Source organism: Citrobacter cronae (assembly GCF_016893685.1).
Taxonomy (GTDB): Bacteria; Pseudomonadota; Gammaproteobacteria; order Enterobacterales; family Enterobacteriaceae; genus Citrobacter; species Citrobacter werkmanii.
Genome location: NZ_CP069763.1, coordinates 655,809 through 682,628, shown reverse-complemented (window position 1 = coordinate 682,628; position 26,820 = coordinate 655,809). Strand labels below are relative to the sequence as shown.

Here is a 26,820-nt window from a genome sequence, read left to right as displayed (position 1 = left end):
GAGTTACACTTCCAGATAATTCAGAATCCCGTCAGCCGCTTTACGACCTTCGGCAATCGCGGTGACCACCAGATCCGAACCGCGCACGATATCGCCACCGGCGAAGATTTTCGGGTTGCTGGTCTGAAAGGCGATGTCACTGCGCTCAGGGGCGATAATCCGGCCCTGAGAATCCAGTTCGACGCTGTGTTTTGCCAGCCATTCCATACTGTGCGGACGGAAACCAAACGCCAGTACCACCGCATCCGCCGGTACAACGTGCTCGGAACCGGCGACGATCTCCGCGCGGCGACGACCCTTCGCATCCGGTTCGCCCATTTCGGTACGCGCCATTTTCACGCCGCATACTTTACCGTTGGCATTCACTTCCACGCCTAACGGCTGGACGTTGAACTGGAATTCCACGCCTTCTTCACGCGCGTTTTTCACTTCGCGCTTGGAACCCGGCATGTTCTCTTCGTCGCGGCGATAGGCGCAGATTACGTGTGCTGCGTTCTGGCGAACCGAAGTGCGCACGCAGTCCATTGCCGTATCGCCACCGCCGAGAACGACGACGCGTTTGCCTTCCATGCTGATGTACGGCTCGTCGCTGCTTTCGCCAAAGCCCATCAACTGTTTAGTATTGGCGATCAGGAATGGCAGGGCGTCGAATACGCCGGAAGCGTCTTCGTTCTCCAGTCCGCCGCGCATCGACTGATAGGTACCTACGCCAAGGAATACCGCGTCGTAATCCTTCAGCAGGTCGTCGAGCTGGACGTCACGGCCCACTTCCACGTTGAGTTTGAACTCAATACCCATGCCGGTGAAGATTTCACGGCGGCGGGTCATGACCTCTTTCTCCAGCTTGAAAGCCGGAATGCCGAAGGTCAGCAGACCACCGATCTCCGGATGACGATCAAACACCACTGCCTTCACGCCGTTGCGGGTTAGCACATCAGCGCAGGCCAGGCCCGCCGGCCCCGCACCGATAATCGCCACGCGTTTGTCCGTCTGGCGCACACCGGTCATATCCGGGCGCCAGCCCATTTCGAACGCTTTATCGTTGATATAGCGCTCGATGTTACCGATGGTCACCGCGCCGAACTCGTCATTCAGGGTACAGGATCCTTCACACAGACGATCCTGCGGGCAGACGCGGCCGCAAACTTCCGGCAGGGTGTTGGTCTGGTGTGACAGCTCAGCCGCTTCAAAAATACGCCCCTCGTTGGCCAGCTTCAGCCAGTTTGGGATGTAGTTATGCACCGGGCACTTCCACTCGCAGTACGGGTTGCCGCAGGACAGGCAGCGATCCGCCTGCGCTTTCGCCTGGCCTTCAGAAAAAGGCTCGTAGATCTCGATAAACTCGATCTTACGGATCTTCAGCGGTTTCTTCGGCGGATCAACGCGCTGCAGGTCGATAAATTGGTATACGTTCTGACTCATTGCTGCTACCCCTTACTGCGCCTGCACACGCAGCTCTGCTGCGCTACGACTACGGTGACCCAACAGTGCTTTCACATCACTTGATTTTGGTTTTACCAGCGCGAATTTCGCTGAGAATGCTGGCCAGTTAGCCAGGATCTCTTCGCCGCGTGAAGAGCCGGTATGTTGTACGTGCTCGGTAATCAGACCGCGCAGGTGTTCTTCGTGAATGGCAAGAGAATCAACGTCCAGCACTTCCACCAGTTCCGGGTTCACGCGCTTGCGGAAATCGCCATCTTCATCCAGTACGTAGGCGAATCCGCCCGTCATGCCTGCCCCGAAGTTAACGCCCGTTTTGCCGAGAATACAGACGATGCCGCCGGTCATGTATTCGCAGCCGTTGTCGCCGATACCTTCCACCACGGTGATTGCGCCGGAGTTACGTACCGCAAAGCGCTCGCCCGCACGACCTGCCGCAAACAGACGACCGCCGGTGGCGCCGTACAGGCAGGTATTACCAATGATGCTCGCTTTATGACTGAGGAATGCGGAACCTATTGGCGGACGAATCGCGATAAGGCCGCCCGCCATACCTTTGCCGACATAGTCGTTGGCATCGCCGGTCAGATACAGCTCCACGCCGCCCGCGTTCCACACGCCAAAGCTCTGGCCTGCAGTACCGTTGAAGTGCGCTTTAATCGGGTCAGATGCCAGGCCCTGATCGCCGTGGGTTTGGGCAATATAGCCAGACAGCGACGCGCCGACGGAACGGTCGGTGTTGCGGATATCGAACCAGAAGGTTTTGCTCTGGCGCTCGTCGACATACGGTTTTGCCTGTTGCAGTAGCTGTGCGTTCAGTACGCCGTTATCAAACGGCGGGTTGTTCTCGGTGCAGAACAACGCCTTACCAGGATGCGGCTCGGCGGTTTCCAGCAGACGCGACAGCTCCAGCTTCTGCTGTTTGGCGGTAAACCCTTCCAGCTCTTTGAGCAGGTCGGTACGACCAATCAGATCCACCAGACGTTTCACGCCCAGCTCGGCCATCAGCTCGCGTACTTCGCGGGCGATAAATTCAAAGTAGTTGGTCACTTTGAACGGCAGACCGTGATAGTGGTTCTTACGCAGTTTGTCGTCCTGAGTTGCCACGCCGGTTGCGCAGTTATTCAGATGGCAAATACGCAGGTATTTACAGCCCAGCGCGACCATTGGGCCGGTGCCGAAACCAAAGCTTTCCGCGCCAAGAATCGCCGCTTTAATGATATCCACGCCGGTTTTCAGACCGCCATCGACCTGCAGACGAATCTTATGACGCAGACCGTTGGCGACCAACGCCTGCTGGGTTTCCACCAGACCCAGCTCCCATGGGCAGCCCGCATATTTCACAGAGGAGAGCGGGCTTGCGCCGGTGCCGCCGTCGTAGCCGGCGATGGTGATCAGATCCGCATAGGCTTTTGCCACGCCGGTAGCGATGGTGCCGACACCCGGTTCGGACACCAGCTTCACCGAGATCATCGCTTTCGGGTTAACCTGTTTAAGGTCGAAAATCAGCTGCGCTAAGTCCTCGATAGAGTAGATATCGTGGTGCGGCGGCGGGGAGATCAGCGTCACCCCCGGCACCGAATAGCGCAGTTTGGCGATGTACGGGGTAACTTTATCACCCGGCAACTGACCGCCTTCGCCCGGCTTCGCGCCCTGAGCGACTTTAATCTGAATGACGTCGGCGTTGACCAGGTACGCCGGGGTTACGCCAAAGCGACCGGAAGCCACCTGCTTAATACGCGATACCTTGTTGGTGCCATAACGCGCAGGATCTTCGCCGCCTTCGCCGGAGTTAGAGTTACCGCCGATGCTGTTCATCGCTTCCGCCAGCGCCTCATGTGCTTCCGGGCTTAATGCGCCGATAGACATGGCTGCGGTATCAAAGCGTTTAAATAATTCGCTTGCGGGCTCTACCTCGTCAATGCTCACGGCTTCATCGCCAGGCGTAATCGCCAGCAGATCGCGCAGCGTGGCTGCCGGACGCTCATTGACCAGCTTGGCATATTCCTGATAGTCGCTGTATTCGCCGCTTTGTACAGCCTGTTGCAGCGTGCGTACCACGTCCGGGTTGTAAGCGTGGTATTCGCCGCCGTGGACGTACTTCAGCAAACCGCCCTGGCTAATCGGTTTCCGCGCCAGCCAGGCATGTTTCGAGAGGTTTAGCAGATCCTGCTGGAAGTCGGTAAAAGCTGCGCCGCTGATGCGGCTGACTACGCCCTGGAAGCACAGCGCCACGACATCATCGTGCAGACCAACGGCTTCAAACAGCTTCGAGCAGCGGTAAGAGGCGATGGTTGAGATGCCCATTTTGGACATGATCTTGTACAGACCTTTGTTGATGCCGTTACGGTAGTTCAGCATCACGGTCCGGTAATCTTTGGCAATCGCCTGAGTGTCGATCAGACGCCCCAGCGTTTCATAGGCCAGATACGGATAAATGGCCGTCGCACCGAAGCCGAGCAGCACCGCGAAGTGGTGCGGGTCACGCGCGCTCGCCGTTTCAACGATGATGTTGGCGTCGCAACGCAGGCTTTGTTCTACCAGACGCGTTTGCACTGCGCCCACGGCCATCGGTGCCGGAACCGGCAAGCGGTTTTTCGCGATGTTACGGTCAGAAAGCACCAGCAGTACCGTGCCGTTACGTACCATCTGTTCCGCCTTATCGCACAAGGCTTTGACGGTCTCTTCAAGCGTGGTTTCGGTCACATCAAAGGTGATATCCAGCCGGTCAGCGCGATAATGCTCCTCTTTCATGGTGGTGAGCTGGGTGAAATCGGAGTACAGCAGGATCGGTGATTTAAAGCTCAGACGGTGTGCCTGACCTTCGGCTTCGCAGAAGACGTTCATTTCGCGACCGATGCTGGTGGCCAGCGACATAACGTGCGCTTCACGCAGCGGGTCGATCGGCGGGTTAGTCACCTGCGCGAACTGCTGACGGAAGTAGTCATAAATGATGCGCGGCTGGCTGGACAGCACGGCAAACGGGGTATCGTCACCCATTGAGCCGACCGCTTCCTGGCCGTTTTCACCGAGCACGCGAATGACGGAATCCAGCTCTTCGGCGCTGTAGTTAAACTGTTTCTGGTAGCTGGCGAGGGTATCATCGTCCAGCTCGCGGCTGCCGACCTGATCGTCAGCCAGCTCTTCGAACGGCACCAGGCGACGAACGTTTTTCTCCATCCACTCTTTGTAGGGGTGGCGGCTTTTCAGGTCATTATCGGTTTCCGCTGAGTGCAGAATGCGGCCGCTGCGGGTGTCGATAACCATCAGCTCGCCAGGGCCGACGCGGCCTTTTTCCACCACTTCATCCGGCTGATAATCCCAGATCCCGACTTCAGAGGCGCAGGTAATCAGCTTGTCTTTGGTGATGACGTAGCGCGCCGGGCGCAGGCCGTTACGATCGAGGTTACAGGCGGCAAAGCGACCATCGGACATGACGATGCCCGCCGGGCCGTCCCACGGTTCCATGTGCATAGAGTTGAAGTCAAAGAACGCGCGCAGCTCCGGATCCATATCCGGGTTGTTCTGCCAGGCCGGCGGCACCAGTAAGCGCATGGCGCGGATGATGTCCATCCCGCCCGCCAGCAGCAGCTCCAGCATGTTATCCATGGAGCTGGAGTCGGAGCCGGTTTCGTTGACGAACGGCGCCGCGTCATGCAGGTCAGGGATCAGTGGCGTCTGGAATTTATAGGTACGGGCGCGCGCCCACTGGCGGTTACCTGTGATGGTGTTGATTTCGCCATTGTGCGCCAGGTAGCGGAACGGCTGCGCCAGCGGCCAGCGCGGCACGGTGTTGGTGGAGAAGCGCTGGTGGAACAGGCAGATGGCCGATTCCAGACGCAGGTCCGCGAGGTCCAGGTAAAAGCGCGGCAGATCCGCCGGCATACACAGACCTTTATAGATATTGACCAGGTTCGACAGGCTACAGACGTAGAAGTCTTTATCTTGCAGGAGGCGTTTTTCAATACGACGGCGAGCAATGAACAGGCGGCGTTCCATATCACGTGGGCGCCAACCCGCAGGGGCGTTAACGAAAATTTGCTCAATACGAGGCAGGGAGGATAGAGCGATTTCACCGAGAACACCTTCGTTGGTCGGCACGTCGCGCCAGCCGACAATCGACAGGGTCTCCTGCTGTAATTCTTCTTCGACTATGCGGCGAGAGGCTGCCGCCAGTTCGGCGTCTTTATTTAAAAAGATCATGCCGACGGCGTAGTTTTTGGCTAAACGCCAGCCGCGCTCTTGCGCCACGATGCGGAAAAAGCGATCCGGTTTTTGTAACAGCAGGCCGCAACCATCGCCGGTTTTTCCATCGGCAAGAATTGCGCCACGGTGCTGCATGCGGGCCAGTGCGTGTATGGCGGTACGCACTACCTTGTGGCTAGGTTCGCCTTCTATGTGGGCGATCAGGCCGAAACCACAGTTATCCCTCTCAAGAGATTTATCGTACAACATATGAGTGAACCTCCCCAGGCTCTGCGGGATTCCCATCTGAACCGTTGCGCACGGGCACTCCAAGAGCATGGCGACGGGGTTTGCGTGCATACGCTTACCTCGCATTCGCCCTCTTTATCCTTTTCGCACAGGTCAAACAAGTTTGAGGACTTGCTTCAGAGGGAATCTCAATTACTGCATAAATATGATGAGCAGGCTGCTCATCCAGAAAGCTTCCAGCGGATTTCCACGTTATCGGGAATCCACACACAGGTCAAATGGCAATCTTATTTATGCAAAAATGTGCTATGGGACAATTAACTTTATGAAATTGCTGAAATAAAATGGTTTTTTACATAGGTTTAACGTAGGGGGAACGGTCAGGGAAGTGTGATCTGTCTCACTGTCAGAACGGCTGTATATCCCTCGTCCTGCCTTTGTTTATCAAGATGTTTGGCATTTTATGCTGGTTTTTAAAGTTTTGGCGTCTTAAAGATACTGTTTTTATGCAAAGAGTATAAGAAGATAAAAAAAAGAGTCGAATATAAGGAAAAGTAATTACATTTTTAGTGAATGAAATTTCGATTATTTTGATTTGTTATGCAATGAATAAAGGCTCGCCAGGGCGATTGATCCAGGTCATCGCCGACTGGGGCAAAAAATGGCAGGCTTTGGCCTCTTTTCAAGGCGCGGTCTACCAGATTATGCAGTTACAGAAATTAGTCAATATGTTTGGTGGGGATCTTTCTCGCCGTTATGGACAAAAGGTTCATAAACTCACGCTGCACGGCGGCTTTAGCTGCCCAAATCGCGATGGCACCATCGGGCGCGGCGGATGTACTTTCTGTAATGTTGCCTCGTTTGCCGATGAAGCGCAGCAGCACCATTCCATAGCCGAGCAGCTTGAACATCAGGCGCACCTGGTCAATCGCGCAAAACGCTATCTGGCCTATTTCCAGGCCTACACCAGCACCTTTGCTGAAGTACAGGTGCTGCGTTCGATGTATCAACAGGCGGTCAGCCAGGCCAGTATCGTTGGGTTATGCGTTGGGACACGCCCCGACTGTGTGCCGGAAGCGGTGCTTGATCTGCTTTGCGAGTATAAAGATCTGGGCTATGAAGTGTGGCTGGAGCTCGGTCTGCAAACCGCGCATGACAAAACCTTGCACCGAATTAACCGCGGCCATGATTTCGCCTGCTACCAAAACACCACGCGGCTGGCGCGCGAGCGCGGGCTGAAAGTGTGCTCGCATCTGATCGTCGGTCTGCCGGGAGAAGGGCAGGCAGAATGTCTGCAAACCATGGAACGCGTGGTGGAGACGGGCGTTGACGGTATTAAGCTGCATCCGCTGCATATTGTGAAAGGCAGTACGATGGCAAAAGCCTGGGAAGCCGGGCGGCTGAACGGGATTGAACTGGACGACTACACGATTACCGCAGGTGAGATGATCCGCCATACGCCGCCGGAGGTGATTTATCATCGTATTTCCGCCAGCGCGCGTCGCCCAACGCTGTTGGCGCCGCTATGGTGTGAAAATCGCTGGACGGGGATGGTCGAACTGGATAAGTACCTTAACGAGCACGGCGTGCAAGGCTCGGCGCTGGGTACGCCGTGGGTGCAACTGGGGAGCTAGTATGTAGGCCTGATAAGGCAAAGCCGCCATCAGGCAATCTGCGCCTGCTTGCCTGATGGCGCTTCGCTTATCAGGCCTACGATGAACTTATCCGGCCTACCGCCTACCCGGTCATTTCACCGATAACCGCCGCATTTCTTGCACAATCTTCAACGTCACGCTGAGAATTGAGTATTATTGTGCCAAGTTGTCGTGAAGGAACCCTCTATGAAGCAAATTCGTATGCTGGCGCAATATTATGTCGACCTGATGATGAAGTTAGGTCTGGTGCGCTTTTCGCTGCTATTAGCGCTGGCTTTGGTCGTGTTGGCAATTGTGGTGCAAATGGCTGTCACCATGGTGCTGCATGGCCAGGTAGAAAGCATTGATGTCATCCGCTCTATCTTTTTTGGTCTGTTAATTACCCCCTGGGCCGTCTATTTTTTGTCAGTGGTGGTGGAGCAACTGGAGGAATCCCGGCAGCGTCTGTCACGGCTGGTGCAAAAGCTGGAAGAGATGCGCGAGCGCGATCTCAAGCTCAATGTGCAGTTGAAAGATAATATCGCCCAGCTCAATCAGGAAATTGTTGAGCGCGAAAAAGCTGAAGCGGAGCGTCAGGAAACGTTTGAGCAACTGAAGGTCGAAATCAAAGAGCGCGAAGAAGCGCAGATTCAGCTTGAGCAACAGTCTTCATTTTTACGCTCTTTCCTTGATGCCTCGCCGGACCTGGTCTTTTATCGTAATGAAGATAAAGAATTTTCCGGCTGTAACCGCGCCATGGAGTTGCTGACCGGCAAGAGCGAAAAGCAACTGGTGAATTTGAAACCGGCTGACGTTTACTCCCCTGAGGCGGCTGAAAAAGTTATTGAGACCGACGAGAAGGTGTTTCGTCATAACGTCTCGCTCACCTATGAACAGTGGCTGGACTATCCGGATGGACGCAAAGCCTGCTTTGAAATTCGTAAAGTGCCTTACTACGACCGCGTCGGTAAACGACATGGCCTGATGGGCTTTGGTCGCGATATTACCGAACGTAAGCGTTATCAGGACGCGCTTGAACGCGCCAGCCGCGATAAGACCACGTTTATTTCCACCATCAGTCACGAGCTGCGTACGCCGCTGAACGGTATTGTTGGCTTAAGCCGGATCCTGCTGGATACGGATTTGACCGCCGAGCAGGAAAAATACCTGAAAACTATCCACGTCTCAGCCGTGACGCTGGGCAATATTTTCAACGATATTATCGATATGGATAAGATGGAGCGGCGTAAAGTCCAGCTCGATAACCAGCCGATCGATTTCACCAGCTTTATGGCGGATCTGGAAAACCTCTCTGGCCTGCAGGCGCAGCAAAAAGGGCTGCGTTTTGTGCTTGAGCCAACGCTACCGTTGCCGCATAAAGTGATTACCGACGGCACGCGTTTGCGCCAGATTCTGTGGAATCTGATCAGCAACGCCGTGAAGTTTACCCAGCAGGGGCAGGTGACCGTGCGGGCGCGCTATGACCAGGGGAATATGCTGCATTTCGAGGTAGAAGATTCCGGGATCGGCATTCCGCAGGATGAACAGGATAAAATCTTCGCCATGTATTATCAGGTGAAGGACAGTAACGGCGGCAAACCGGCAACAGGAACCGGGATTGGTCTGGCCGTATCAAAGCGTCTGGCGAAAAATATGGGCGGCGATATTACGGTCTCCAGCCAGGCTGGTAAAGGCTCTGTCTTTACGCTGACTGTGCATGCGCCTGCGGTAGCGGAAGAGATTGAAGACGCTTTTGAAGACGATGACATGCCGCTGCCCGCCCTGAATGTCCTGCTGGTGGAAGACATTGAACTGAACGTCATTGTCGCGCGCTCAGTGCTGGAAAAACTGGGTAATAGCGTGGATGTCGCCATGACCGGGAAAGCCGCGCTGGAAATGTTCACGCCGGGTGAATATGACCTGGTATTGCTGGATATTCAGCTACCGGATATGACCGGGCTGGATATCTCCCGCGAGCTTACGCAAAAATACGCGCGTGAAGATCTGCCGCCGCTGGTGGCCCTTACCGCCAACGTTCTGAAAGATAAAAAAGAGTATCTGGATGCGGGAATGGACGACGTGCTGAGTAAGCCGCTGTCAGTCCCGGCTTTAACCGCCATGATCAAAAAATACTGGGATACCCGAAACAAAGAGGAGAGCACTGTGACATCTGAAGAGAGCAGTAAATCGCAAGCGCTATTAGATATTCCTATGTTGGAACAATACCTCGAGCTGGTGGGACCGAAGTTAATTACCGACGGGCTGGCGGTGTTTGAGAAGATGATGCCGGGATATTTGAGCGTGCTGGAATCCAATCTGACTGCACGTGATAAAAAAGGCGTGGTTGAGGAAGGTCATAAAATTAAAGGTGCGGCAGGTTCGGTGGGGCTGCGCCATCTGCAACAGTTAGGTCAGCAAATCCAGTCGCCAGATCTTCCAGCCTGGGAAGATAACGTTGCTGAATGGATTGAAGAGATGAAGCAGGAGTGGCAGCACGACGTGGCGGTACTAAAAGCCTGGGTGGCGAGTGTGGAAAAAAAATGACCCCGGCTTGACCGGGGTGCGCGAATACTGCGCCAACACCAGGGAAATCGTGGCTGCGCCGTAACTTATTGTCATTGTGTACAAAGGCACAGCCCTATTTTTCAGGCCGCACGCAGTTAAGATAGCAAATCTTAAATAATTTGTTACATGAATCAGTTAAATGTGTGAAGCGTAGCATTTAAATCATAATAACTAATATGTTTCAGCCAGTTGAGAAAGGAGTATCACGATGAAAAAAGTGGGAGTCGTGCTCAGCGGATGCGGTGTGTATGACGGTGCAGAGATCCATGAAACCGTACTCACGCTGCTGGCCATTGCCCGCAACGGCGCGCAGGCCGTCTGCTTCGCACCGGATAAACAACAAGCTGATGTGATTAATCATCTGACCGGTGAGCCGATGTCGGAAACACGCAATGTCCTGATTGAAGCCGCTCGCCTCACACGCGGCGAGATTCGCCCGCTTGCTCAGGCGGTTTCAACGGAACTGGATGCGTTGATCGTGCCGGGTGGGTTTGGCGCCGCCAAAAATCTGAGTAATTTTGCCAGCCAGGGCAGCGAATGCCGGGTTGACAGTGATTTAGCCGCGCTGGCAGTTGCCATGCATCAGATGGGGAAACCGTTGGGATTTATGTGTATTGCGCCCGCCATGTTACCCAAAATTTTTGATTTTCCGCTGCGTCTGACCATTGGCACGGATATCGATACGGCAGAGGTACTGGAGGAGATGGGCGCTGAACATGTGCCTTGTCCAGTTGATGACATTGTCGTTGATGAAGACAACAAAATCGTTACCACGCCCGCCTATATGCTGGCGCAGGATATCGCTCAGGCCGCGAGTGGCATCGATAAACTGGTCTCGCGTGTGCTGGTGTTGGTTGAATGAGAACAGGCGTTACCGCTTTTCTGCGGCGTATCTTTCTACGAGCGGTTATCGTCCTCGCCGTATTCTGGGGCGGGGGCATCGCCCTTTTCAGCGTGATGCCGGTGCCGTTTTCGGCGGTGATGGTCGAGCGGCAACTGGGCGCATGGTTATCCGGTGATTTCGGGTATGTGGCGCACTCGGACTGGGTGAGTATGGATGAGATCTCACCGTGGATGGGGCTGGCGGTGATTGCCGCCGAGGACCAGAAGTTCCCTGACCATTGGGGATTCGATGTCTCTGCCATCGAGAAAGCGCTGGCGCATAATGAACGTAATGAAAACCGTATTCGCGGGGCGTCAACGTTATCGCAACAGACGGCAAAAAACCTCTTTCTGTGGGATGGACGTAGCTGGGTGCGTAAGGGCCTTGAAGCCGGGCTCACGCTGGGGATGGAAACGGTCTGGAGCAAGAAACGTATTCTGACCGTCTATCTGAACGTTGCGGAGTTTGGCGACGGCATTTTTGGCGTGGAGGCGGCGGCGCAGCGGTATTTTCATAAACCTGCCAGTCGCTTAAGTATGTCTGAAGCGGCCTTGCTGGCGGCGGTCCTACCTAATCCTTTACGTTTTAAAGCGAATGCGCCTTCGGGTTATGTGCGTAGCCGTCAGGCGTGGATTATGCGCCAAATGCGCCAGTTAGGCGGTGAGTCGTTTATGCGGGAAAATAAGCTGTATTAGCTGAGTTATTGCCGGATGCGGCGTAAACGCCTTATCCGGCCTACTGGCTACGTTCTGTGTACTCGATTAATCTTCGTCAAACCCTGAATTAAACAGGGCAACTACCGCGGCCAGAGCTTCAACTTCCTGCGGGCCTGTGGCTTCAACTTCTATCTGCCGCCCCTTCGCAGAATCCAGCATCAGCAGCGCGATAACGCTGTTTGCCTCGGCTTCCGTTCCTTCATCATTACGCAGCAAAACTTCTGCTTCGAAACCCTGCATCAATTCAAAAAGTTTCATTGCTGGCCGGGCATGCATGCCCAGCTTATTAGTGATTTCAACGGTTTGCTTCACGGTCATGATTTACGTTTTTCCAGCGTACGATGGCGTGACTGCACGTTTTTACCGCGTGAGCGGAAGTAGTCTGCCAACTGCTCTGCAATATACACCGAACGGTGTTTCCCGCCGGTACAGCCGATGGCTACAGTGAGGTAGCTGCGGTTGTTGGTCTCCAGCATGGGTAACCATAGCTCAAGATAGCTGCGGGTCTGGTAGATAAAATTGTGTACTTCTGTGTGCCTGTCGAGGAAGGCGGCGACAGGGCGGTCAAGACCGGTCATCGGACGCAGCTTCGGATCCCAGTGTGGGTTGGGCAGGAAGCGCACGTCAAAGACGTAGTCCGCGTCAATCGGGATACCGTGTTTGAAACCAAAGGATTCGAATACCATCGTCAGTTCACGTTCACGTTTGCCCAGCAGTCGGGTACGCAGCATTTCCGCCAGTTCGTGTACGGACATTTCGGAGGTATCAACAATCAGGTCTGCGCGGGAACGCAGCGGCTCCAACAAATCGCTTTCTTTATCGATAGCGCTTTCCAGCGACAAGTTTTTGCTGGAGAGGGGGTGTAAACGACGCGTGTCGCTGTAGCGGCGAATCAGCGTGTTACGGTCAGCATCAAGGAACAGCAACTGCGGTGAGAAGCCTTCAGGCAGATTGTTCATTGCCTGCTCGAAAATCTCCGGGGATTCCGGCATGTTACGCACATCAATGCTGACGGCCGCAGAAATCTGGCGATCGGCCAGTGTACGAGCCAGATCGGGCAACAGCACTACGGGAAGGTTATCCACGCAGTAAAAACCCATATCTTCCAGCGCACGCAGGGCAACGGATTTGCCTGACCCTGAACGACCGCTGACGATCATCAGTACCATGTACTGTTTCTCCTCACAACGACAAAAAAGGATGCCATTGGGTTGTTATGCGTCATCCTGTCCACCTTCGGTGTCCGTGATGATTTGATACAACTCCTGGTCACTCTGTGCGGCGCGCAGGCGACGGCAGATGGCTTTATCTGCCAGACGTTTGGCGACCAGCGATAATGTATGCAAATGCGTCTTGGTTTGGTCTGCCGGGACCAGCAGGGCGAAAAGCAGATCGACGGGCTGATTATCAATGGCGTCGAAGGCGATGGGCGTTTCGAGTTGCACAAACACGCCAACCGCGCGCATCGTGTCTTCTTCCAGCTTGCCGTGCGGGATGGCAATACCATTACCGATGCCGGTACTGCCCATTTTTTCACGCGTCAGAATGGCTTCAAATACCACCTGAGAGGGCAAGCTGAGCTGTTTTGCCGCCAGTTCACTGATGATTTCCAGTGCGCGTTTCTTGCTTTGGCAGTGAACGGCCGCGCGCGTACATTCCTGGTTAAGAACATTGCTCAGTTGTAGAGTCGTATCGTTATTTGTCATAATTTCACCTAAGCGCTAACTGTACAAATGGCCCGTTGTGCTGCACAACAGGCCGTCCTGCACCCGCTAACTGCCCGGAAAGTTAGTGCTGTTTCAGTTTATCTTTATGTTTTGTTAACTGCCGAGCCAGTTTATCAATTAAACCGTCAATGGCGGCGTACATATCCTGACCTTCCGCGCTGGCATGAATTTCGCCACCGTTTACATGCAGTGTTGCATCCGAGATATGTGTAACCTTCTCCACTTTCAACACAATATAGACCTGATTAATCCGGTCGAAATATTGTTCAAGCTTGGCGAATTTGGTATTAACAAACTCGCGCAGAGCTTCCGTGATTTCGACGTTGTTTCCAGTGATGTTGAGCTGCATAGTGTCTTCCTTATCGGTTGGGTCACACCAGTTGTTTGCGCTGGTTAGACGGCGGAATGGATAAAGACTCTCGGTACTTCGCAACGGTGCGGCGTGCCACCATGATACCCTGATCCGACAGCATAGAGGTTAACTTGCTGTCACTCAGCGGTTTCGCGGGGTTTTCCGCAGCAATTAATTTCTTCACCAGTGCGCGGATAGCTGTGGATGAGGCTTCGCCCCCGCCTTCAGTGTTAACGTGACTGGAAAAGAAATACTTCAGTTCAAATATGCCGCGCGGACTGTGCAAATACTTTTGCGTGGTCACTCGGGAAATGGTCGATTCGTGCATCTCGACGGCCTGGGCGATATCCGCCAGCACCATCGGTTTCATAAATTCTTCGCCTTGCTCAAAGAAGGCCTGCTGCTGTTCAACGATACAGCGACTGACGCGCAGCAGCGTATCATTACGGCTTTCCAGACTTTTAATCAGCCACTTCGCATCCTGCAAATTGCTACGAATAAACTGGCTGTCGGCATCGTTGCGCGCGCTATTGCACATCGCAGCGTAGTGCTGGTTAATCTGCAAGCGTGGAATGCTGTCGCCGTTGAGTTCGACCACCCAACGATCGTTATGCTTACGCACCAGCACATCCGGGATGACGTATTCCGGCTCGCCGGTTTGGATCGACTGTCCTGGGCGGGGATCGAGCGACTGGATGAGGTTGACGGCTTCTTTCAGCACGTCTTCTTTCAGTCGGGTTACGCGCATCAGCGAGCGAAAGTCATGGTTGGCTAACAGATCGAGGTGATCGCTGATGATCAGGCGCGCTTCTTCCAGCCATGGTGTGGACTTATCAAATTGCGAAAGTTGGATCAGTAAGCAGTCACGCAGATCTTTGGCTGCCACGCCAACGGGATCAAAGCGCTGAACGCGTTTAAGCACGGCTTCGATTTCATCCATACCGACGTCGTCATCGCCCATGCTTTCGAGAATATCGTCCAGGGTCACGGTGAGATAACCGGTTTCGTCAACCGCATCAACAATCGATGTTGCAATCGCGCGATCGGTATCCGAGAACGGGGTCAGCTCCACTTGCCACATCAGGTAATCCTGCAGCGATTGCGTGGTCTCCCCCTGATAAACAGGCAGTTCGTCGTCAATGTAATCTCCGCTGGTGCCTGAAGGCGTACCGGCGGTGTAGATTTCATCCCAACTGGCGTCAAGCGGCAATTCCTCTGGCATCTCTTTTTGTTCGAGTGCATCTGCGGTATCGAGGGATTCGCTGTCCTGTTTTTCCTGGGTATCAATTTCGTCGTGAAGATCGGTTTGCTCGAGCAGTGGGTTACTTTCCAGCGCTTGCTGAAGTTCTTGCTGAAGTTCCAGCGTGGACAACTGCAACAGACGGATAGCCTGTTGTAGCTGAGGCGTCATCGCCAGTTGTTGGCTAAGCCTGAGTTGCAAACCTTGCTTCATGTTCAGAGTGGTTTTCTCCTGCGGTGACGTGAAGTCTTCTACCCTATCAGAGTCTGAAGTCTTCCCCAAGGTATACGCGCTTAACGTGCTCATCCTGCAGTATTTCTGTCGGCGTGCCGTGGGCGATCAGGTGTCCCTGGCTCACGATATAGGCGCGCTCACAAACTGCCAGCGTTTCGCGGACGTTATGGTCGGTAATCAACACCCCAAGCCCGCTGTCGCGCAGGTGTTCGATGATCCGTTTGATATCGATAACGGAAATCGGGTCAACACCGGCAAACGGTTCATCAAGCAGGATAAATTTCGGATTCGCGGCCAGCGCGCGGGCGATTTCCACACGGCGTCGTTCACCACCGGAGAGCGATTGGCCCATGCTGTCACGCAGATGTTCGATATGGAATTCTTCCATCAGCTCATTGGCGCGATCTTCCCGCTGCTCACTAGTGAGATCGTCACGAATTTGCAGTACCGCCATCAGGTTATCAAACACGCTCAGGCGACGGAAAATAGACGCTTCCTGCGGTAGGTAGCCGATGCCGCGACGCGCGCGCGCATGCAGTGGCAGCAGACTGATATCTTCGTCATCAATGATAATGTTGCCCGCATCGCGCGGGACAATGCCGACCACCATGTAAAATGTCGTTGTCTTGCCCGCACCGTTAGGACCAAGCAGACCGACGATCTCCCCGGAGTTGACGGTCAGACTGACATCTTCCACCACACGGCGGCCCTTATAGGCCTTTGCAAGGTTCTTTGCAGTTAATGTTGCCATAACGAATCAGTTACCTTTTTTCTCTGCCGGAGCCTTGTTTTTGTCCTGCAACTGCGACGGAACCAGAACGGTGGTGACGCGTTTGCCTTTATCGCTGAAGGCCTGCATTTTCTGCTCTTTTACCAGATAGGTGATCTTATCACCCGTGATGTTGCTATCGAGCTGTTCCAGGTAAGCCTTACCGGTGAGCACGACGAAGTCTTTCGCCAGTTCATAGTGCATGTGTGAGGCGCGGCCTTTCACTGGCTTACCGTTGTCCTGCATCTGGTAAAAGGTGGCGGGCTCACCGTAACCATCAATCACTTCTTTACCGTCTTCACCGCCCGGGCGGGTCACAACGACTTTATCGGCATTAATTTTGATGGTGCCCTGAGTCACAATCACGTTACCAGTAAACGTCACCACGTTGCCCTGCATATCCAGGGACTGCTGGTCCGACTCGATGTGAATCGGCTGCTCGGTATCGCCGGTGACGGCAAATGCCGGAATGCTGGCGGCCAGAAGTGAACTGGCAAGCACAAGATTAAGGCTGAGTTTGTTTATTTTGGATTTCATATGAGGTTCTAACCTTTTCAATCAGCTCGGCGTTCTTGTTGCGTAAGTTGCCGCGCATCTTCAGTCCGCTGGAGTTAAATGTTGTGCCATATAACGTGACAAGATCATCAGAAGTGACGTCTTGAGTCACCAGGTTAATCTGTGCGTTATCGGTCGTAATTCTGCGTAGTTGAGAGTCAGGCACCAGGGCGTTAACTTCAACATGGCCGTACAGATACAGCATTCGATCGTTGGTCAATTTGGCTTTATCGGCTTTGATTGACCAGGTCGGTACTTTATCTTTATCAAACGTGGTTAATACCGGTTGAGTAAACCACGAAACCGCTTGCTCCGAATAATATTCAACGTGTTGGGCGATCAAGTGATAGCTCAGCGCGCCTTCCGGACTATACACGACGGTATCGGTATGTTCGCTTTTATAGGTTGGCTCGTTGTTATTGACGGCGACCTGAGTGGCCTCGTCTTTGTCTGCCAGGTTAATACCAATCATCACAAGGACAGCCAGCGACAGTAGAATGATAACCCAACGTCTGGTTTTGCTCATATCGATTGCCCTTTGGCCTCGTCCAGTTTGCCCTGCGCCAGGAGTAATAAATCGCAGACTTCACGTACAGCGCCGCGTCCCCCATCGATACGGGTGACGTAGTCGGCGCGTGGAATCAGCAATGGATGGGCATCCGCCACCGCTACGCTTAATCCCACTTTTGCCATCACTGGCCAGTCGATCAGGTCATCGCCAACATAGGCCACATTTTCCGGCGCGATCGCCAGTTTTCCAAGCAGATCGTCAAAGGCGATCAGTTTGTCTGACTGCCCCTGATACAGATGCGTGATCCCCAATGTGGCACAGCGATCTTCTACAAGTTTAGCCTTTCGTCCGGTAATAATAGCAACCTCAATACCGGAAGTGAGCGCACAGCGAATTCCGTAGCCATCGCGGACGTTAAAAGCCTTCAGCTCTTCACCGTTGTTGCCCATATAAATCAGACCATCAGACAATACGCCATCCACATCCAGGATCAGCAAACGGATGTTCTCTGCCCGGGTGATAACGTCAGCGCTGACGGGTCCATAACAGGTCGCAAGCGACGCACCTGCTTTACTCATTTTCTTTATCCTTGAGTTTCTTACACTACACCTGCACGCAGCAGATCATGCATATGTAACACACCGAGTAACTGGTCGCCATCAGCAACCATTACCGAAGTGATATGGCGGGACTGCATTAAGTTCAGGGCATCAACGGCAAGAATGCCCGGACGCACGCGAATGCCTCCAGGGGTCATCACATCGGCAATGCCTAACTGGCGTACATCTACGCCCATATCAAAGACGCGACGTAAATCGCCATCCGTGAAAATACCGTCAATCTTCATTGCATCATCGCAAATGACGGTCATGCCGAGATTTTTACGTGTGATCTCAAGTAAGGCGTCACGCAGGCTGGCGCTTTTATTAACATGCGGAATCTCATCACCCGTATGCATAATATCGTTAACACGCAGCAAAAGCTTACGGCCCAGTGCGCCACCCGGATGCGATAACGCAAAATCTTCCGCGGTGAAGCCGCGTGCTTTTAATAACGCCACGGCAAGGGCATCGCCCATCACCAGCGTTGCGGTGGTGCTGCTGGTCGGCGCCAGGCCTAACGGGCAAGCTTCCTTGGGCACTTTAACACACAGATGCACATCTGCCGCACGCGCCATGCTGCTTTCCGGACGGCCGGTCATGCAGATAAGCGGGACATGAAGACGTTTTAATACCGGGATTAACGCCGCTATCTCATTGGATTCGCCGGAGTTAGATATGGCGATCACCACATCCTGCGGCGAGACCATGCCTAAATCGCCATGCGCGGCTTCGCCCGGGTGCACGAAAAATGAGGGGGTGCCGGTGCTGGCAAAAGTGGCCGCCATCTTCCGCCCAATATGTCCGGATTTCCCCATCCCCATCACCACGACTTTGCCCGGGCAACTGAATATTTTTTCACAAGCGAGGGTAAAGTTTTGATTAATGTACTGATCAAGCTCCGCCAGGCCTTCACGTTCAATTGCCAGGACTTCCTTGCCTGCTTGCTGAAAGTCAAAACCCGGTTGCAACTCTAAGTGCGACATAATGCGTTTCCAGTTATCCAACGAGAAGTGGCGATAACCAATACAGCATCGCCAGCCATATGATAAAACCGCCGGTCAGCAGCGCACCCGCGCCGCGACCAATCTGGCGCGGACGTCGCCAGCAGAGTAGTGCAAAAATCACGCTCACCAGCAGCATGACGCTATAGTCACGGGTGAAGGCCATCGGATTGACTTCACCCGGCGTAATCAGCGCCGGTAACCCGAGGACGATAACAATATTAAAAATGTTCGCGCCGATGATGTTGCCAACGGCAATATCGTTTTCGCCTTTACGCAGACCCGCAATGGCCGTTGCCAGCTCTGGCAAACTGGTACCAATAGCGACTACCGTCAGCCCGATGGTGAGTTCGCTCATGGCGAAATAGTTCGCCAGTACGGTGGCGTTATCCACCACCATCCGTGTTGCCATTGGCATAATAATCAACGCAATGCCCAACCACAAAAATGCGACCGGCAATCCGCCTTCGCGTGGAAGTTCCGCTATCTGCTCCCGGGTCAGCGTGTCATTGCCTTGTCGCTCAGCCAGACGGGCGATTTTAACAATGAATAGCAGCCATAGCACGGCCAGAAGCAGGAGAAAGAAACCGTCACTACGACTCAACTGGCCGTCATACAACACGGAGGCGGCTAAAATACTCACCAGCAACATTAGCGGTAATTCACGGCGCAGAACATCAGAATGCACGGTAAAAGGATGAATCAGCGCCGACAGACCTAAAATAAGCAGAATGTTGGTAATGTTAGAGCCGATAGCGGTACCCACGGCCAGATCGAGTTGCCCATTTATTGATGCCGCCACAGAGACAATGATCTCGGGTAACGACGTCCCTACGCTGACAACGGTCATCCCAATAATAATGGGGGGGATACCGAAATTTCGACATAAAATGGATGCGGCAAATACCAGACGGTCGGCACCGTAGACCACCAGAAGTAAACCAATTATTAACAGCGCCGTCGCTAAAAGCATCTAAAGTCCTTTCTTCAGGTATACTCGCCGGTCCACTTGAAGGATCTTCTGGAAGCCGTAACGAAGTCTTAATTTTGACTTTATGCGGCTAAAAAGTAAAACAAATGCCAGCTTTCGCTAACCAGGACAGGCAATAATCTGTAAATATGTTGGGTTCATGGCTAAATTGAGCGCCAAACTCTTCGATCAACGAGGCAATAGTAAAGGATGAATCAATGGGTCAGTCTGTGGCGAATCTAGTCGATATGCGCGATGTCAGCTTTTCCCGAGGCGATCGCTGCATCTTTGATAATATTTCCCTGACGGTGCCGCGTGGTAAGGTGACGGCGATCATGGGGCCATCAGGCATCGGCAAAACGACGCTATTGCGTCTGATTGGCGGACAGATACCCCCGGATAAGGGCGAGATCCTGTTCGACGGCGAGAACGTTCCGGCCATGTCCCGTTCGCGTTTATTTACCGTGCGTAAACGCATGAGTATGTTGTTTCAGTCCGGCGCGCTGTTTACCGACATGAACGTGTTTGACAACGTCGCGTATCCGCTACGCGAGCATACGACGTTGCCTGCAGCGTTGCTGAAAAGCACGGTGATGATGAAGCTTGAAGCTGTTGGTCTGCGGGGCGCGGCAAAGTTAATGCCTTCTGAATTATCCGGTGGGATGGCACGGCGTGCCGCGTTAGCACGCGCCATCGCGCTGGAGCCTGACCTCATTATGTTTGACGAACCGTTCGTCGGCCAGGATCCCATTACCATGGGTGTGCTGGTGAAACTGATTTCGGAACTGAACAGTGCGCTGGGCGTCACCTGCGTGGTGGTGTCCCATGATGTGCCTGAGGTGCTGAGTATTGCAGATTACGCCTATATTATGGCGGACAAAAAAATAGTGGCCTACGGTAGTGCTCAGGCTCTGCAAGAAAACGCCGACCCGCGCGTACGTCAGTTCCTTGACGGTATTGCTGATGGGCCGGTTCCGTTCCGTTATCCGGCGGGCGACTACCACATCGATTTACTCAAAACAGGGAGTTAAGCCACCCATGTTGTTAAATGCGCTGGCATCACTCGGACATCGAGGGATTAAAACCCTCAGGACGTTCGGGCGAGCCGGATTAATGTTGTTCAATGCGGTTGTCGGCAAGCCGGAGTTTCGCAAACATGCGCCACTGCTGATACGCCAGCTCTATAATGTCGGTGTCTTATCGATGCTGATCATTATTGTTTCTGGTGTGTTCATCGGTATGGTGCTGGGGTTGCAGGGATACCTGGTTCTGACGACCTACAGTGCGGAAACCAGCCTTGGCATGCTGGTGGCGCTGTCATTGTTACGTGAGCTGGGGCCGGTTGTTGCGGCGCTACTGTTTGCCGGGCGCGCCGGATCGGCCTTAACCGCAGAGATTGGCCTGATGCGGGCGACCGAGCAACTCTCCAGTCTGGAAATGATGGCCGTCGATCCGCTGCGTCGGGTGATCTCTCCGCGTTTTTGGGCCGGTGTCATTTCATTGCCGCTGTTGACGGTTATTTTTGTCGCGGTGGGGATCTGGGGCGGTTCGCTGGTTGGCGTTAGCTGGAAAGGTATTGATGCAGGCTTTTTCTGGTCGGCGATGCAAAATGCCGTCGACTGGCGTCTGGATCTGGTCAACTGTCTGATTAAGAGCGTGGTGTTCGCCATAACGGTCACCTGGATTGCATTGTTCAATGGTTATGATGCGATCCCGACCTCAGCCGGCATTAGCCGGGCAACGACACGCACCGTTGTGCACGCCTCTCTCGCCGTTTTGGGGCTGGATTTTGTGCTCACCGCACTGATGTTTGGGAATTGAGTTCATGCAAACGAAAAAAAATGAAATTTGGGTCGGGTTATTTCTGCTGATTGCGCTGCTGGCTGCGCTGTTTGTCTGCCTGAAGGCAGCGAATGTTACCTCAATGCGTACTGAGCCGACTTACACGATTTATGCGACTTTTGATAATATTGGCGGCCTGAAAGAACGCTCTCCGGTGCGGATTGGCGGGGTGGTGGTTGGACGCGTATCGGATATCTCGCTGGATCCGAAAACGTACCTGCCGCGCGTGACCCTGGAAATCGAATCGCGTTTTAACCATATTCCTGACACCAGCTCCCTGAGCATCCGTACTTCCGGCCTGCTGGGAGAGCAGTATCTGGCATTGAACGTCGGTTTTGAAGATCCTGAGCTGGGAACGTCTATCCTCAAAGATGGCGGTACGATTCAGGACACGAAATCCGCGATGGTGCTGGAAGACATGATTGGTCAGTTCCTTTACAACAGCAACAGTAAAGGTGATGACAATAAGAATTCTGGCGATGCGCCAGCCGCAACTGAAGGCAATAATGAAGCCACTACGCCTGCGGGCGCAACGAAATAATCTCAGGAGAATCGACGTATGTTTAAACGATTGATGATGGTGGCTATGCTGATCATTGCCCCCCTTAGCGCGGCAACCGCGGCGGATCAGACTAACCCGTACAAGTTGATGAATGAGGCGGCGCAGAAGACCTTTGACCGCCTGAAGAACGAGCAACCTAAAATCCGCGCAAACCCGGATTACCTGCGCGATGTTGTCGATCAGGAATTGTTGCCATACGTGCAGGTTAAATATGCCGGTGCGCTGGTCCTGGGCCGCTACTACAAAGAAGCGACCCCGGCACAACGTGACGCCTATTTCGCCGCCTTTCGTGAATATCTGAAGCAGGCTTACGGTCAGGCGCTGGCAATGTATCACGGTCAGACCTATCAGATTGCCCCTGAGCAGCCGCTGGGTGATGCGACCATCGTGCCTATCCGCGTGACCATTATCGATCCTAATGGCCGTCCTCCGGTTCGTCTGGATTTCCAGTGGCGTAAAAACTCGCAAACCGGTAACTGGCAGGCGTATGACATGATCGCCGAAGGCGTCAGCATGATCACCACCAAACAGAATGAGTGGAGCGACCTGCTGCGTACCAAAGGTATCGATGGCCTGACAGCACAGCTGAAATCTATTTCTCAGCAGAAAATTACCCTGGAAGAGAAAAAATAATGACCCAGTCACTCACCTGGAAGCGTGAAGGTGACAAGCTGGTGCTGGCGGGAGAGCTGGATCAAGACGTGTTAAATCCATTATGGGATGCGCGAGTTGAGGCGATGCAAGGGGTAACCTGCATCGACCTGAACCAGGTTTCCCGGGTGGATACCGGTGGTCTGGCGTTACTGCTGCACTTGATTGATCAGGGCAAGCAGCAGGGGAACAGCGTTTCGCTCGCTGGTGTTAACGATAAAGTTTACACGCTGGCGCAGCTTTACAATCTGCCTGACGATGTCCTTCCGCGTTAATTTTTTCAGGCTGGATAAGGCCTTGTGCCTTCATCCAGCATCCTCATCATAAGGGATCTGCCATCAAAGCCTTGTCTGATTTATCAGCGAGGCTTTTTGCTTATTTATGACAGCGCCACTTTGCTCTAAGATGTTGGGCTGTTTTCACTATCTGACGAATGAAGAGCCCATGGAAAATAATGAAATTCAGAGCGTGCTGATGAATGCGCTCTCCCTCCAGGAAGTCCACGTTTCTGGCGACGGCAGTCACTTTCAGGTTATTGCCGTGGGTGAGATGTTTGAAGGCATGAGCCGGGTCAAGAAGCAGCAATCAGTCTATGGCCCGTTGATGGAGTACATTGCGGACAACCGCATTCATGCTTTGTCGATTAAAGCGTTTACCCCAGCGGAATGGGCGCGCGATCGCAAACTTAATGGTTTTTGAGCTACGGGTGATGTGCCGGTAGCGACGATAAATTCTTAACAGAGAACAGAATAATGGATAAATTTCGTGTTCAGGGGCCAACGAAGCTCCAGGGCGAAGTCACAATTTCAGGCGCTAAAAACGCCGCACTGCCGATCCTGTTTGCGGCGCTGCTGGCGGAAGAACCTGTAGAGATCCAAAACGTCCCGAAACTGAAGGACGTTGACACTTCCATGAAGCTACTGAGCCAGTTGGGTGCGAAAGTTGAGCGTAATGGTTCCGTGCACATTGATGCGCGTGACGTTAACGTCTTCTGTGCACCGTATGATCTGGTGAAAACCATGCGTGCGTCTATCTGGGCGCTCGGACCGTTGGTTGCTCGCTTTGGCCAGGGGCAGGTTTCACTGCCGGGCGGTTGCACCATCGGCGCGCGTCCGGTTGACCTGCACATTACCGGTCTGGAGCAGTTAGGCGCGACGATCAAGCTGGAAGAAGGCTATGTGAAGGCGTCCGTTGATGGCCGTCTGAAAGGCGCGCATATCGTTATGGATAAGGTGAGCGTCGGCGCGACGGTCACTATTATGTGTGCGGCAACACTTGCTGAAGGCACCACCATCATTGAAAACGCCGCACGCGAGCCGGAGATCGTCGATACCGCTAATTTCCTGATTGCGCTGGGTGCGAAGATCAGCGGCCAGGGTACCGATCGCATTACCATCGAAGGTGTTGAACGTCTCGGCGGTGGTGTTTATCGCGTTCTGCCAGACCGTATTGAAACCGGCACTTTCCTGGTTGCAGCAGCGATTTCTCGCGGCAAAATTATCTGCCGCAATGCGCAACCTGACACGCTGGATGCCGTCCTGGCGAAGCTGCGTGATGCGGGGGCGGATATCGAAGTCGGCGACGACTGGATAAGCCTCGACATGCACGGCAAGCGTCCGAAGGCGGTCAATGTACGCACTGCGCCGCACCCGGCGTTCCCGACTGATATGCAGGCCCAGTTCACGCTGCTGAATCTGGTGGCAGAAGGAACAGGCTTCATCACGGAAACCGTGTTTGAAAACCGCTTCATGCACGTGCCTGAGCTGAGCCGTATGGGCGCTCACGCGGAAATCGAAAGCAACACTGTGATTTGCCACGGTGTGGAAACGCTCTCCGGCGCGCAAGTGATGGCGACCGATCTGCGTGCGTCAGCAAGCCTGGTGTTGGCGGGTTGTATTGCTGAAGGTACGACGGTGGTCGACCGTATTTATCACATCGATCGCGGCTATGAGCGCATCGAAGATAAACTGCGTGCGCTGGGCGCAAACATTGAGCGCGTGAAAGGCGAGTAATCGTCAACGCCTCTGGTAACCCCCTGGTCTTTGGGCCGGGGGTTACTGCTTAATGTTCATTCAGGATTCTTTTTCCCTCTCGGTCCCCTCATCATCCGTGTTCTGTCGATGAATTCATGCGTTTTTGCATCGTGGTAGCGCGACGGCCAGATCACCCAAGGGTCGGTTCCCAGCGCCCGGGCAATAATCAACTCTCCTTTCGGCCATGGCCGCGTTAACGCGTTCGCCAGCGTTGATGAACTCAAGCCATTTTTACGTGACTCAGCGGCCATTGAGGTGCCTTTTTTGCGCAGTCCGGCGATGATGTCGGCCGTATGCCAGTCAATCAGCTTGCTTTCCATAAATTCATCTCTCCTTTGGTTAATGACTTACGGTTTCACGATCGGTTGTGGCGACACTATAACGCTCCGAGAACAAATGTTCTAAAATGTTCATGTAAGGCGTGAGTATATTCAGATTATGCCAATATCTGGCGTGATCATCCGGAAAGCTGAAAGGGCTTATTGGAATTTATAAGAACATCCCGTGCGAGGCACGGGATGATGAGTGGCTGGGGGGAAGGTAATTAGCGGTCGCGCTGTACGGCGATATGCGCCAGACCAATCAACGCTTCTTTCCATGGCGAATCAGGCAGCACCTGCAACGCGGCGATGGCTTTATCAGCCTCTTCTTCCGCACGCTGTCGGGTCCACTCCAGAGAGCCACAGGCGTTCATCGCTTCCAGAACCGGCTCCAGAAGGTGACGACCATTACCTTGCTCAATGGCCTGGCGGATCATCTGCGCCTGCTCCGGGGTGCCGTGGCGCATGGCATGCAGCAGCGGTAGCGTCGGTTTACCTTCGTTAAGGTCATCGCCGACGTTTTTACCCAACTGCTCGCCATCTGCGCTGTAATCCAGTAAATCGTCAATTAACTGGAACGCAGTCCCAAGATAGCGGCCATAATCCTGCAATCCTTTCTCTTGTTCTTCGCTGCAGCCAGCCAGAATGCCTGAGCATTGGGCTGCGGCTTCAAACAAACGCGCCGTCTTGCTGTAGATGACGCGCATATAGTTTTCTTCGGTGATGTCCGGGTCGTTGACGTTCATCAACTGCAGAACTTCACCTTCTGCGATGACGTTAACTGCTTTAGACATGACTTCCAGTACTTTCAGCGAGCCGAGGCTGGTCATCATCTGAAATGCGCGGGTATAGATAAAATCGCCGACCAGCACGCTGGCCGCATTACCAAACGCCGCATTCGCTGTGGCTTTCCCGCGGCGCATGTCGGACTCATCCACAACATCGTCATGCAGGAGGGTCGCAGTGTGGATAAACTCGATGAGGGCTGCAATCGTAACGTGCGCATTTTCCTGGTAACCAACAGCACGTGCTGCAAGTACTGCGATCATTGGGCGAATGCGTTTTCCGCCGCCGCTCACGATGTAGTACCCTAACTGATTGATCAACTGGACGTCAGAATTGAGCTGTTCAAGGATTGTCGCATTGACCCCCGCCATATCTTGCGCGGTTAACTCATTGATTTTTTCTAAATTCATCGCAAAAGCCGGGCTTCTCGCCCCGATTACCTCACCGTATGGCAAGGTAACGTCGGGTTCAGGTTTATAAATATATGCTGATTGTACTGAAAAAACGCCGTAGATAAACGTTACCGTACGTGTTGTGTTTTTTTTCTTCATGTATTGACGGTAGCACTTGTCAAAGGCTCGCGTTTTGCGTAATATTCGCGCCCTATTGTGAATATTTATAGCGCACTCTGAATCATCAAAAAGGTGTGCGCGGAAGCGGAGTTTTTTATGTACGCGGTTTTCCAAAGTGGTGGTAAACAACACCGAGTAAGCGAAGGTCAGACCGTTCGCCTGGAAAAGCTGGACATCGCAACTGGCGAATCTGTTGAATTCGCTGAAGTTCTGATGATCGCAAACGGTGAAGAAGTCAAAATCGGCGTTCCTTTCGTTGATGGCGGCGTTATCAAAGCTGAAGTTGTTGCTCATGGTCGTGGCGAGAAAGTTAAAATCGTTAAGTTTCGTCGTCGTAAACACTACCGTAAGCAGCAGGGCCATCGTCAGTGGTTCACTGATGTGAAAATCACTGGCATCAGCGCTTAAGTTAAGGGGAGCA

The 26,820-nt window shown here is 53.5% G+C and carries 27 protein-coding genes; 12 read left to right on the top strand and 15 right to left on the bottom strand.

Translation table 11 applies throughout. The features are described from left to right. Window positions 1–3: 3 nt before the first annotated feature. Both JSN25_RS02850 and gltB read right to left on the bottom strand, forming a co-directional pair. Window positions 4–1,422, bottom strand: coding sequence for a glutamate synthase small subunit (locus JSN25_RS02850; RefSeq protein WP_038634296.1), 1,419 nt, complete (start codon window positions 1,420–1,422; stop codon window positions 4–6). A gap of 12 nt (window positions 1,423–1,434) precedes the next feature. Continuing rightward, entirely contained in the window at window positions 1,435–5,895 is a 4,461-nt protein-coding gene (gene gltB / locus JSN25_RS02845; RefSeq protein WP_137347345.1) for a glutamate synthase large subunit, read from the bottom strand. A gap of 683 nt (window positions 5,896–6,578) precedes the next feature. Between gltB and mnmL the strand changes: the two genes are divergently transcribed. The 4 genes from mnmL (at window position 6,579) to mtgA (ending at window position 11,651) form a co-directional block, all read left to right on the top strand. Continuing rightward, window positions 6,579–7,508, top strand: coding sequence for a tRNA modification radical SAM protein MnmL/YtqA (gene mnmL / locus JSN25_RS02840; RefSeq protein ID WP_110496730.1), 930 nt, complete (start codon window positions 6,579–6,581; stop codon window positions 7,506–7,508). A 207-nt stretch (window positions 7,509–7,715) separates the two neighbouring features. Beyond that, window positions 7,716–10,052, top strand: a complete 2,337-nt coding sequence (gene arcB / locus JSN25_RS02835; RefSeq protein ID WP_069324404.1) for an aerobic respiration two-component sensor histidine kinase ArcB — start codon at window positions 7,716–7,718, stop codon at window positions 10,050–10,052. 229 nt (window positions 10,053–10,281) lie between these two features. Further along, window positions 10,282–10,935 (top strand): isoprenoid biosynthesis glyoxalase ElbB, encoded by a 654-nt coding sequence (elbB, locus tag JSN25_RS02830; RefSeq protein ID WP_110496732.1) that lies wholly within the window; start codon window positions 10,282–10,284, stop codon window positions 10,933–10,935. Next, a complete protein-coding gene (gene mtgA, locus JSN25_RS02825; protein WP_038634281.1) occupies window positions 10,932–11,651 on the top strand; it encodes a monofunctional biosynthetic peptidoglycan transglycosylase in 720 nt (239 codons plus the stop codon). Before elbB ends, mtgA begins: the two co-directional genes overlap by 4 nt. Before the next feature lie 66 nt (window positions 11,652–11,717). Here mtgA and npr read toward each other — a convergent pair whose 3' ends face one another. The 11 genes from npr to JSN25_RS02770 all read right to left on the bottom strand — a co-directional run bounded on the left by npr (window position 11,718) and on the right by JSN25_RS02770 (window position 19,636). Continuing rightward, complete coding sequence (gene npr / locus JSN25_RS02820; protein ID WP_003025086.1) at window positions 11,718–11,990, bottom strand: PTS phosphocarrier protein NPr; 273 nt, start codon at window positions 11,988–11,990, stop codon at window positions 11,718–11,720. After that, window positions 11,987–12,841, bottom strand: coding sequence for an RNase adapter RapZ (rapZ, locus tag JSN25_RS02815; protein WP_003025085.1), 855 nt, complete (start codon window positions 12,839–12,841; stop codon window positions 11,987–11,989). Before rapZ ends, npr begins: the two co-directional genes overlap by 4 nt. Before the next feature lie 45 nt (window positions 12,842–12,886). After that, window positions 12,887–13,378: a PTS IIA-like nitrogen regulatory protein PtsN gene (gene ptsN, locus JSN25_RS02810; protein WP_087856899.1), complete on the bottom strand. Its 492-nt coding sequence runs from the start codon at window positions 13,376–13,378 to the stop codon at window positions 12,887–12,889. Between the two features lie 82 nt (window positions 13,379–13,460). Next, window positions 13,461–13,748 (bottom strand): ribosome hibernation promoting factor, encoded by a 288-nt coding sequence (gene hpf, locus JSN25_RS02805; RefSeq protein WP_038634275.1) that lies wholly within the window; start codon window positions 13,746–13,748, stop codon window positions 13,461–13,463. A gap of 22 nt (window positions 13,749–13,770) precedes the next feature. Continuing rightward, a complete protein-coding gene (rpoN, locus tag JSN25_RS02800) occupies window positions 13,771–15,204 on the bottom strand; it encodes an RNA polymerase factor sigma-54 (RefSeq protein ID WP_038634272.1) in 1,434 nt (477 codons plus the stop codon). Between the two features lie 46 nt (window positions 15,205–15,250). Continuing rightward, window positions 15,251–15,976, bottom strand: a complete 726-nt coding sequence (gene lptB / locus JSN25_RS02795; protein WP_003025073.1) for an LPS export ABC transporter ATP-binding protein — start codon at window positions 15,974–15,976, stop codon at window positions 15,251–15,253. Window positions 15,977–15,982: 6 nt separating this feature from the next. Next, the gene (gene lptA / locus JSN25_RS02790) at window positions 15,983–16,531 is read right to left on the bottom strand and encodes a lipopolysaccharide ABC transporter substrate-binding protein LptA (protein ID WP_038634270.1); all 549 of its coding nucleotides are present in this window, start codon (window positions 16,529–16,531) and stop codon (window positions 15,983–15,985) included. Continuing rightward, on the bottom strand, window positions 16,500–17,075 hold the full coding sequence (gene lptC, locus JSN25_RS02785) for an LPS export ABC transporter periplasmic protein LptC (RefSeq protein WP_038634267.1): 576 nt from the start codon (window positions 17,073–17,075) through the stop codon (window positions 16,500–16,502). Before lptC ends, lptA begins: the two co-directional genes overlap by 32 nt. Further along, complete coding sequence (kdsC, locus tag JSN25_RS02780; protein WP_079225927.1) at window positions 17,072–17,638, bottom strand: 3-deoxy-manno-octulosonate-8-phosphatase KdsC; 567 nt, start codon at window positions 17,636–17,638, stop codon at window positions 17,072–17,074. The genes lptC and kdsC overlap by 4 nt, the downstream gene beginning before the upstream one ends. A 20-nt stretch (window positions 17,639–17,658) precedes the next feature. Further along, on the bottom strand, window positions 17,659–18,645 hold the full coding sequence (gene kdsD, locus JSN25_RS02775; RefSeq protein ID WP_038634261.1) for an arabinose-5-phosphate isomerase KdsD: 987 nt from the start codon (window positions 18,643–18,645) through the stop codon (window positions 17,659–17,661). Window positions 18,646–18,658: 13 nt separating this feature from the next. After that, window positions 18,659–19,636: a calcium/sodium antiporter gene (locus JSN25_RS02770; RefSeq protein ID WP_038634258.1), complete on the bottom strand. Its 978-nt coding sequence runs from the start codon at window positions 19,634–19,636 to the stop codon at window positions 18,659–18,661. A gap of 215 nt (window positions 19,637–19,851) precedes the next feature. On the opposite strand from JSN25_RS02770, the gene mlaF reads away from it, so the two are divergent. The 7 genes from mlaF to murA all read left to right on the top strand — a co-directional run bounded on the left by mlaF (window position 19,852) and on the right by murA (window position 24,700). Then, complete coding sequence (mlaF, locus tag JSN25_RS02765; protein ID WP_038634255.1) at window positions 19,852–20,664, top strand: phospholipid ABC transporter ATP-binding protein MlaF; 813 nt, start codon at window positions 19,852–19,854, stop codon at window positions 20,662–20,664. Window positions 20,665–20,671: 7 nt separating this feature from the next. After that, complete coding sequence (gene mlaE, locus JSN25_RS02760; protein ID WP_085048643.1) at window positions 20,672–21,454, top strand: lipid asymmetry maintenance ABC transporter permease subunit MlaE; 783 nt, start codon at window positions 20,672–20,674, stop codon at window positions 21,452–21,454. Window positions 21,455–21,458: 4 nt separating this feature from the next. After that, entirely contained in the window at window positions 21,459–22,016 is a 558-nt protein-coding gene (gene mlaD, locus JSN25_RS02755; protein WP_038642894.1) for an outer membrane lipid asymmetry maintenance protein MlaD, read from the top strand. Between the two features lie 18 nt (window positions 22,017–22,034). Continuing rightward, entirely contained in the window at window positions 22,035–22,670 is a 636-nt protein-coding gene (gene mlaC / locus JSN25_RS02750; protein WP_038634253.1) for a phospholipid-binding protein MlaC, read from the top strand. Further along, window positions 22,670–22,963 (top strand): lipid asymmetry maintenance protein MlaB, encoded by a 294-nt coding sequence (gene mlaB, locus JSN25_RS02745; RefSeq protein ID WP_038634251.1) that lies wholly within the window; start codon window positions 22,670–22,672, stop codon window positions 22,961–22,963. The genes mlaC and mlaB overlap by 1 nt, the downstream gene beginning before the upstream one ends. Window positions 22,964–23,132: 169 nt before the next feature. Continuing rightward, the gene (gene ibaG / locus JSN25_RS02740; RefSeq protein ID WP_032940719.1) at window positions 23,133–23,387 is read left to right on the top strand and encodes a BolA family iron metabolism protein IbaG; all 255 of its coding nucleotides are present in this window, start codon (window positions 23,133–23,135) and stop codon (window positions 23,385–23,387) included. Window positions 23,388–23,440: 53 nt separating this feature from the next. Then, window positions 23,441–24,700 carry a UDP-N-acetylglucosamine 1-carboxyvinyltransferase gene (gene murA, locus JSN25_RS02735; RefSeq protein WP_047026390.1) on the top strand — a complete coding sequence of 420 codons (1,260 nt, stop codon included), beginning with the start codon at window positions 23,441–23,443 and terminating at the stop codon, window positions 24,698–24,700. A gap of 56 nt (window positions 24,701–24,756) precedes the next feature. Here murA and sfsB read toward each other — a convergent pair whose 3' ends face one another. Then, complete coding sequence (gene sfsB / locus JSN25_RS02730; protein WP_038634246.1) at window positions 24,757–25,041, bottom strand: DNA-binding transcriptional regulator SfsB; 285 nt, start codon at window positions 25,039–25,041, stop codon at window positions 24,757–24,759. A 224-nt stretch (window positions 25,042–25,265) separates the two neighbouring features. Beyond that, on the bottom strand, window positions 25,266–26,237 hold the full coding sequence (gene ispB / locus JSN25_RS02725) for an octaprenyl diphosphate synthase (protein WP_204525426.1): 972 nt from the start codon (window positions 26,235–26,237) through the stop codon (window positions 25,266–25,268). 258 nt (window positions 26,238–26,495) lie between these two features. Between ispB and rplU the strand changes: the two genes are divergently transcribed. Further along, on the top strand, window positions 26,496–26,807 hold the full coding sequence (gene rplU / locus JSN25_RS02720; protein WP_003025032.1) for a 50S ribosomal protein L21: 312 nt from the start codon (window positions 26,496–26,498) through the stop codon (window positions 26,805–26,807). Window positions 26,808–26,820: the final 13 nt, after the last annotated feature.

Excerpts from the sequence above, each read along its gene's own strand:
- mlaB (WP_038634251.1), top strand. The coding sequence starts at position 22,670 with ATGACCCAGTCACTCACCTGGAAGCGTGAAGGTGACAAGCTGGTGCTG.
- mlaD (WP_038642894.1), top strand. The coding sequence starts at position 21,459 with ATGCAAACGAAAAAAAATGAAATTTGGGTCGGGTTATTTCTGCTGATT.
- kdsD (WP_038634261.1), bottom strand. The coding sequence starts at position 18,645 with ATGTCGCACTTAGAGTTGCAACCGGGTTTTGACTTTCAGCAAGCAGGC.
- mtgA (WP_038634281.1), top strand. The coding sequence starts at position 10,932 with ATGAGAACAGGCGTTACCGCTTTTCTGCGGCGTATCTTTCTACGAGCG.
- mlaE (WP_085048643.1), top strand. The coding sequence starts at position 20,672 with ATGTTGTTAAATGCGCTGGCATCACTCGGACATCGAGGGATTAAAACC.
- ptsN (WP_087856899.1), bottom strand. The coding sequence starts at position 13,378 with ATGACAAATAACGATACGACTCTACAACTGAGCAATGTTCTTAACCAG.
- ibaG (WP_032940719.1), top strand. The coding sequence starts at position 23,133 with ATGGAAAATAATGAAATTCAGAGCGTGCTGATGAATGCGCTCTCCCTC.
- rapZ (WP_003025085.1), bottom strand. The coding sequence starts at position 12,841 with ATGGTACTGATGATCGTCAGCGGTCGTTCAGGGTCAGGCAAATCCGTT.
- mlaF (WP_038634255.1), top strand. The coding sequence starts at position 19,852 with ATGGGTCAGTCTGTGGCGAATCTAGTCGATATGCGCGATGTCAGCTTT.
- JSN25_RS02850 (WP_038634296.1), bottom strand. The coding sequence starts at position 1,422 with ATGAGTCAGAACGTATACCAATTTATCGACCTGCAGCGCGTTGATCCG.
- mnmL (WP_110496730.1), top strand. The coding sequence starts at position 6,579 with ATGCAGTTACAGAAATTAGTCAATATGTTTGGTGGGGATCTTTCTCGC.
- elbB (WP_110496732.1), top strand. The coding sequence starts at position 10,282 with ATGAAAAAAGTGGGAGTCGTGCTCAGCGGATGCGGTGTGTATGACGGT.
- hpf (WP_038634275.1), bottom strand. The coding sequence starts at position 13,748 with ATGCAGCTCAACATCACTGGAAACAACGTCGAAATCACGGAAGCTCTG.
- npr (WP_003025086.1), bottom strand. The coding sequence starts at position 11,990 with ATGACCGTGAAGCAAACCGTTGAAATCACTAATAAGCTGGGCATGCAT.
- sfsB (WP_038634246.1), bottom strand. The coding sequence starts at position 25,041 with ATGGAAAGCAAGCTGATTGACTGGCATACGGCCGACATCATCGCCGGA.
- JSN25_RS02770 (WP_038634258.1), bottom strand. The coding sequence starts at position 19,636 with ATGCTTTTAGCGACGGCGCTGTTAATAATTGGTTTACTTCTGGTGGTC.
- lptA (WP_038634270.1), bottom strand. The coding sequence starts at position 16,531 with ATGAAATCCAAAATAAACAAACTCAGCCTTAATCTTGTGCTTGCCAGT.
- kdsC (WP_079225927.1), bottom strand. The coding sequence starts at position 17,638 with ATGAGTAAAGCAGGTGCGTCGCTTGCGACCTGTTATGGACCCGTCAGC.
- arcB (WP_069324404.1), top strand. The coding sequence starts at position 7,716 with ATGAAGCAAATTCGTATGCTGGCGCAATATTATGTCGACCTGATGATG.
- ispB (WP_204525426.1), bottom strand. The coding sequence starts at position 26,237 with ATGAATTTAGAAAAAATCAATGAGTTAACCGCGCAAGATATGGCGGGG.
- mlaC (WP_038634253.1), top strand. The coding sequence starts at position 22,035 with ATGTTTAAACGATTGATGATGGTGGCTATGCTGATCATTGCCCCCCTT.
- murA (WP_047026390.1), top strand. The coding sequence starts at position 23,441 with ATGGATAAATTTCGTGTTCAGGGGCCAACGAAGCTCCAGGGCGAAGTC.
- rplU (WP_003025032.1), top strand. The coding sequence starts at position 26,496 with ATGTACGCGGTTTTCCAAAGTGGTGGTAAACAACACCGAGTAAGCGAA.
- gltB (WP_137347345.1), bottom strand. The coding sequence starts at position 5,895 with ATGTTGTACGATAAATCTCTTGAGAGGGATAACTGTGGTTTCGGCCTG.
- rpoN (WP_038634272.1), bottom strand. The coding sequence starts at position 15,204 with ATGAAGCAAGGTTTGCAACTCAGGCTTAGCCAACAACTGGCGATGACG.
- lptC (WP_038634267.1), bottom strand. The coding sequence starts at position 17,075 with ATGAGCAAAACCAGACGTTGGGTTATCATTCTACTGTCGCTGGCTGTC.
- lptB (WP_003025073.1), bottom strand. The coding sequence starts at position 15,976 with ATGGCAACATTAACTGCAAAGAACCTTGCAAAGGCCTATAAGGGCCGC.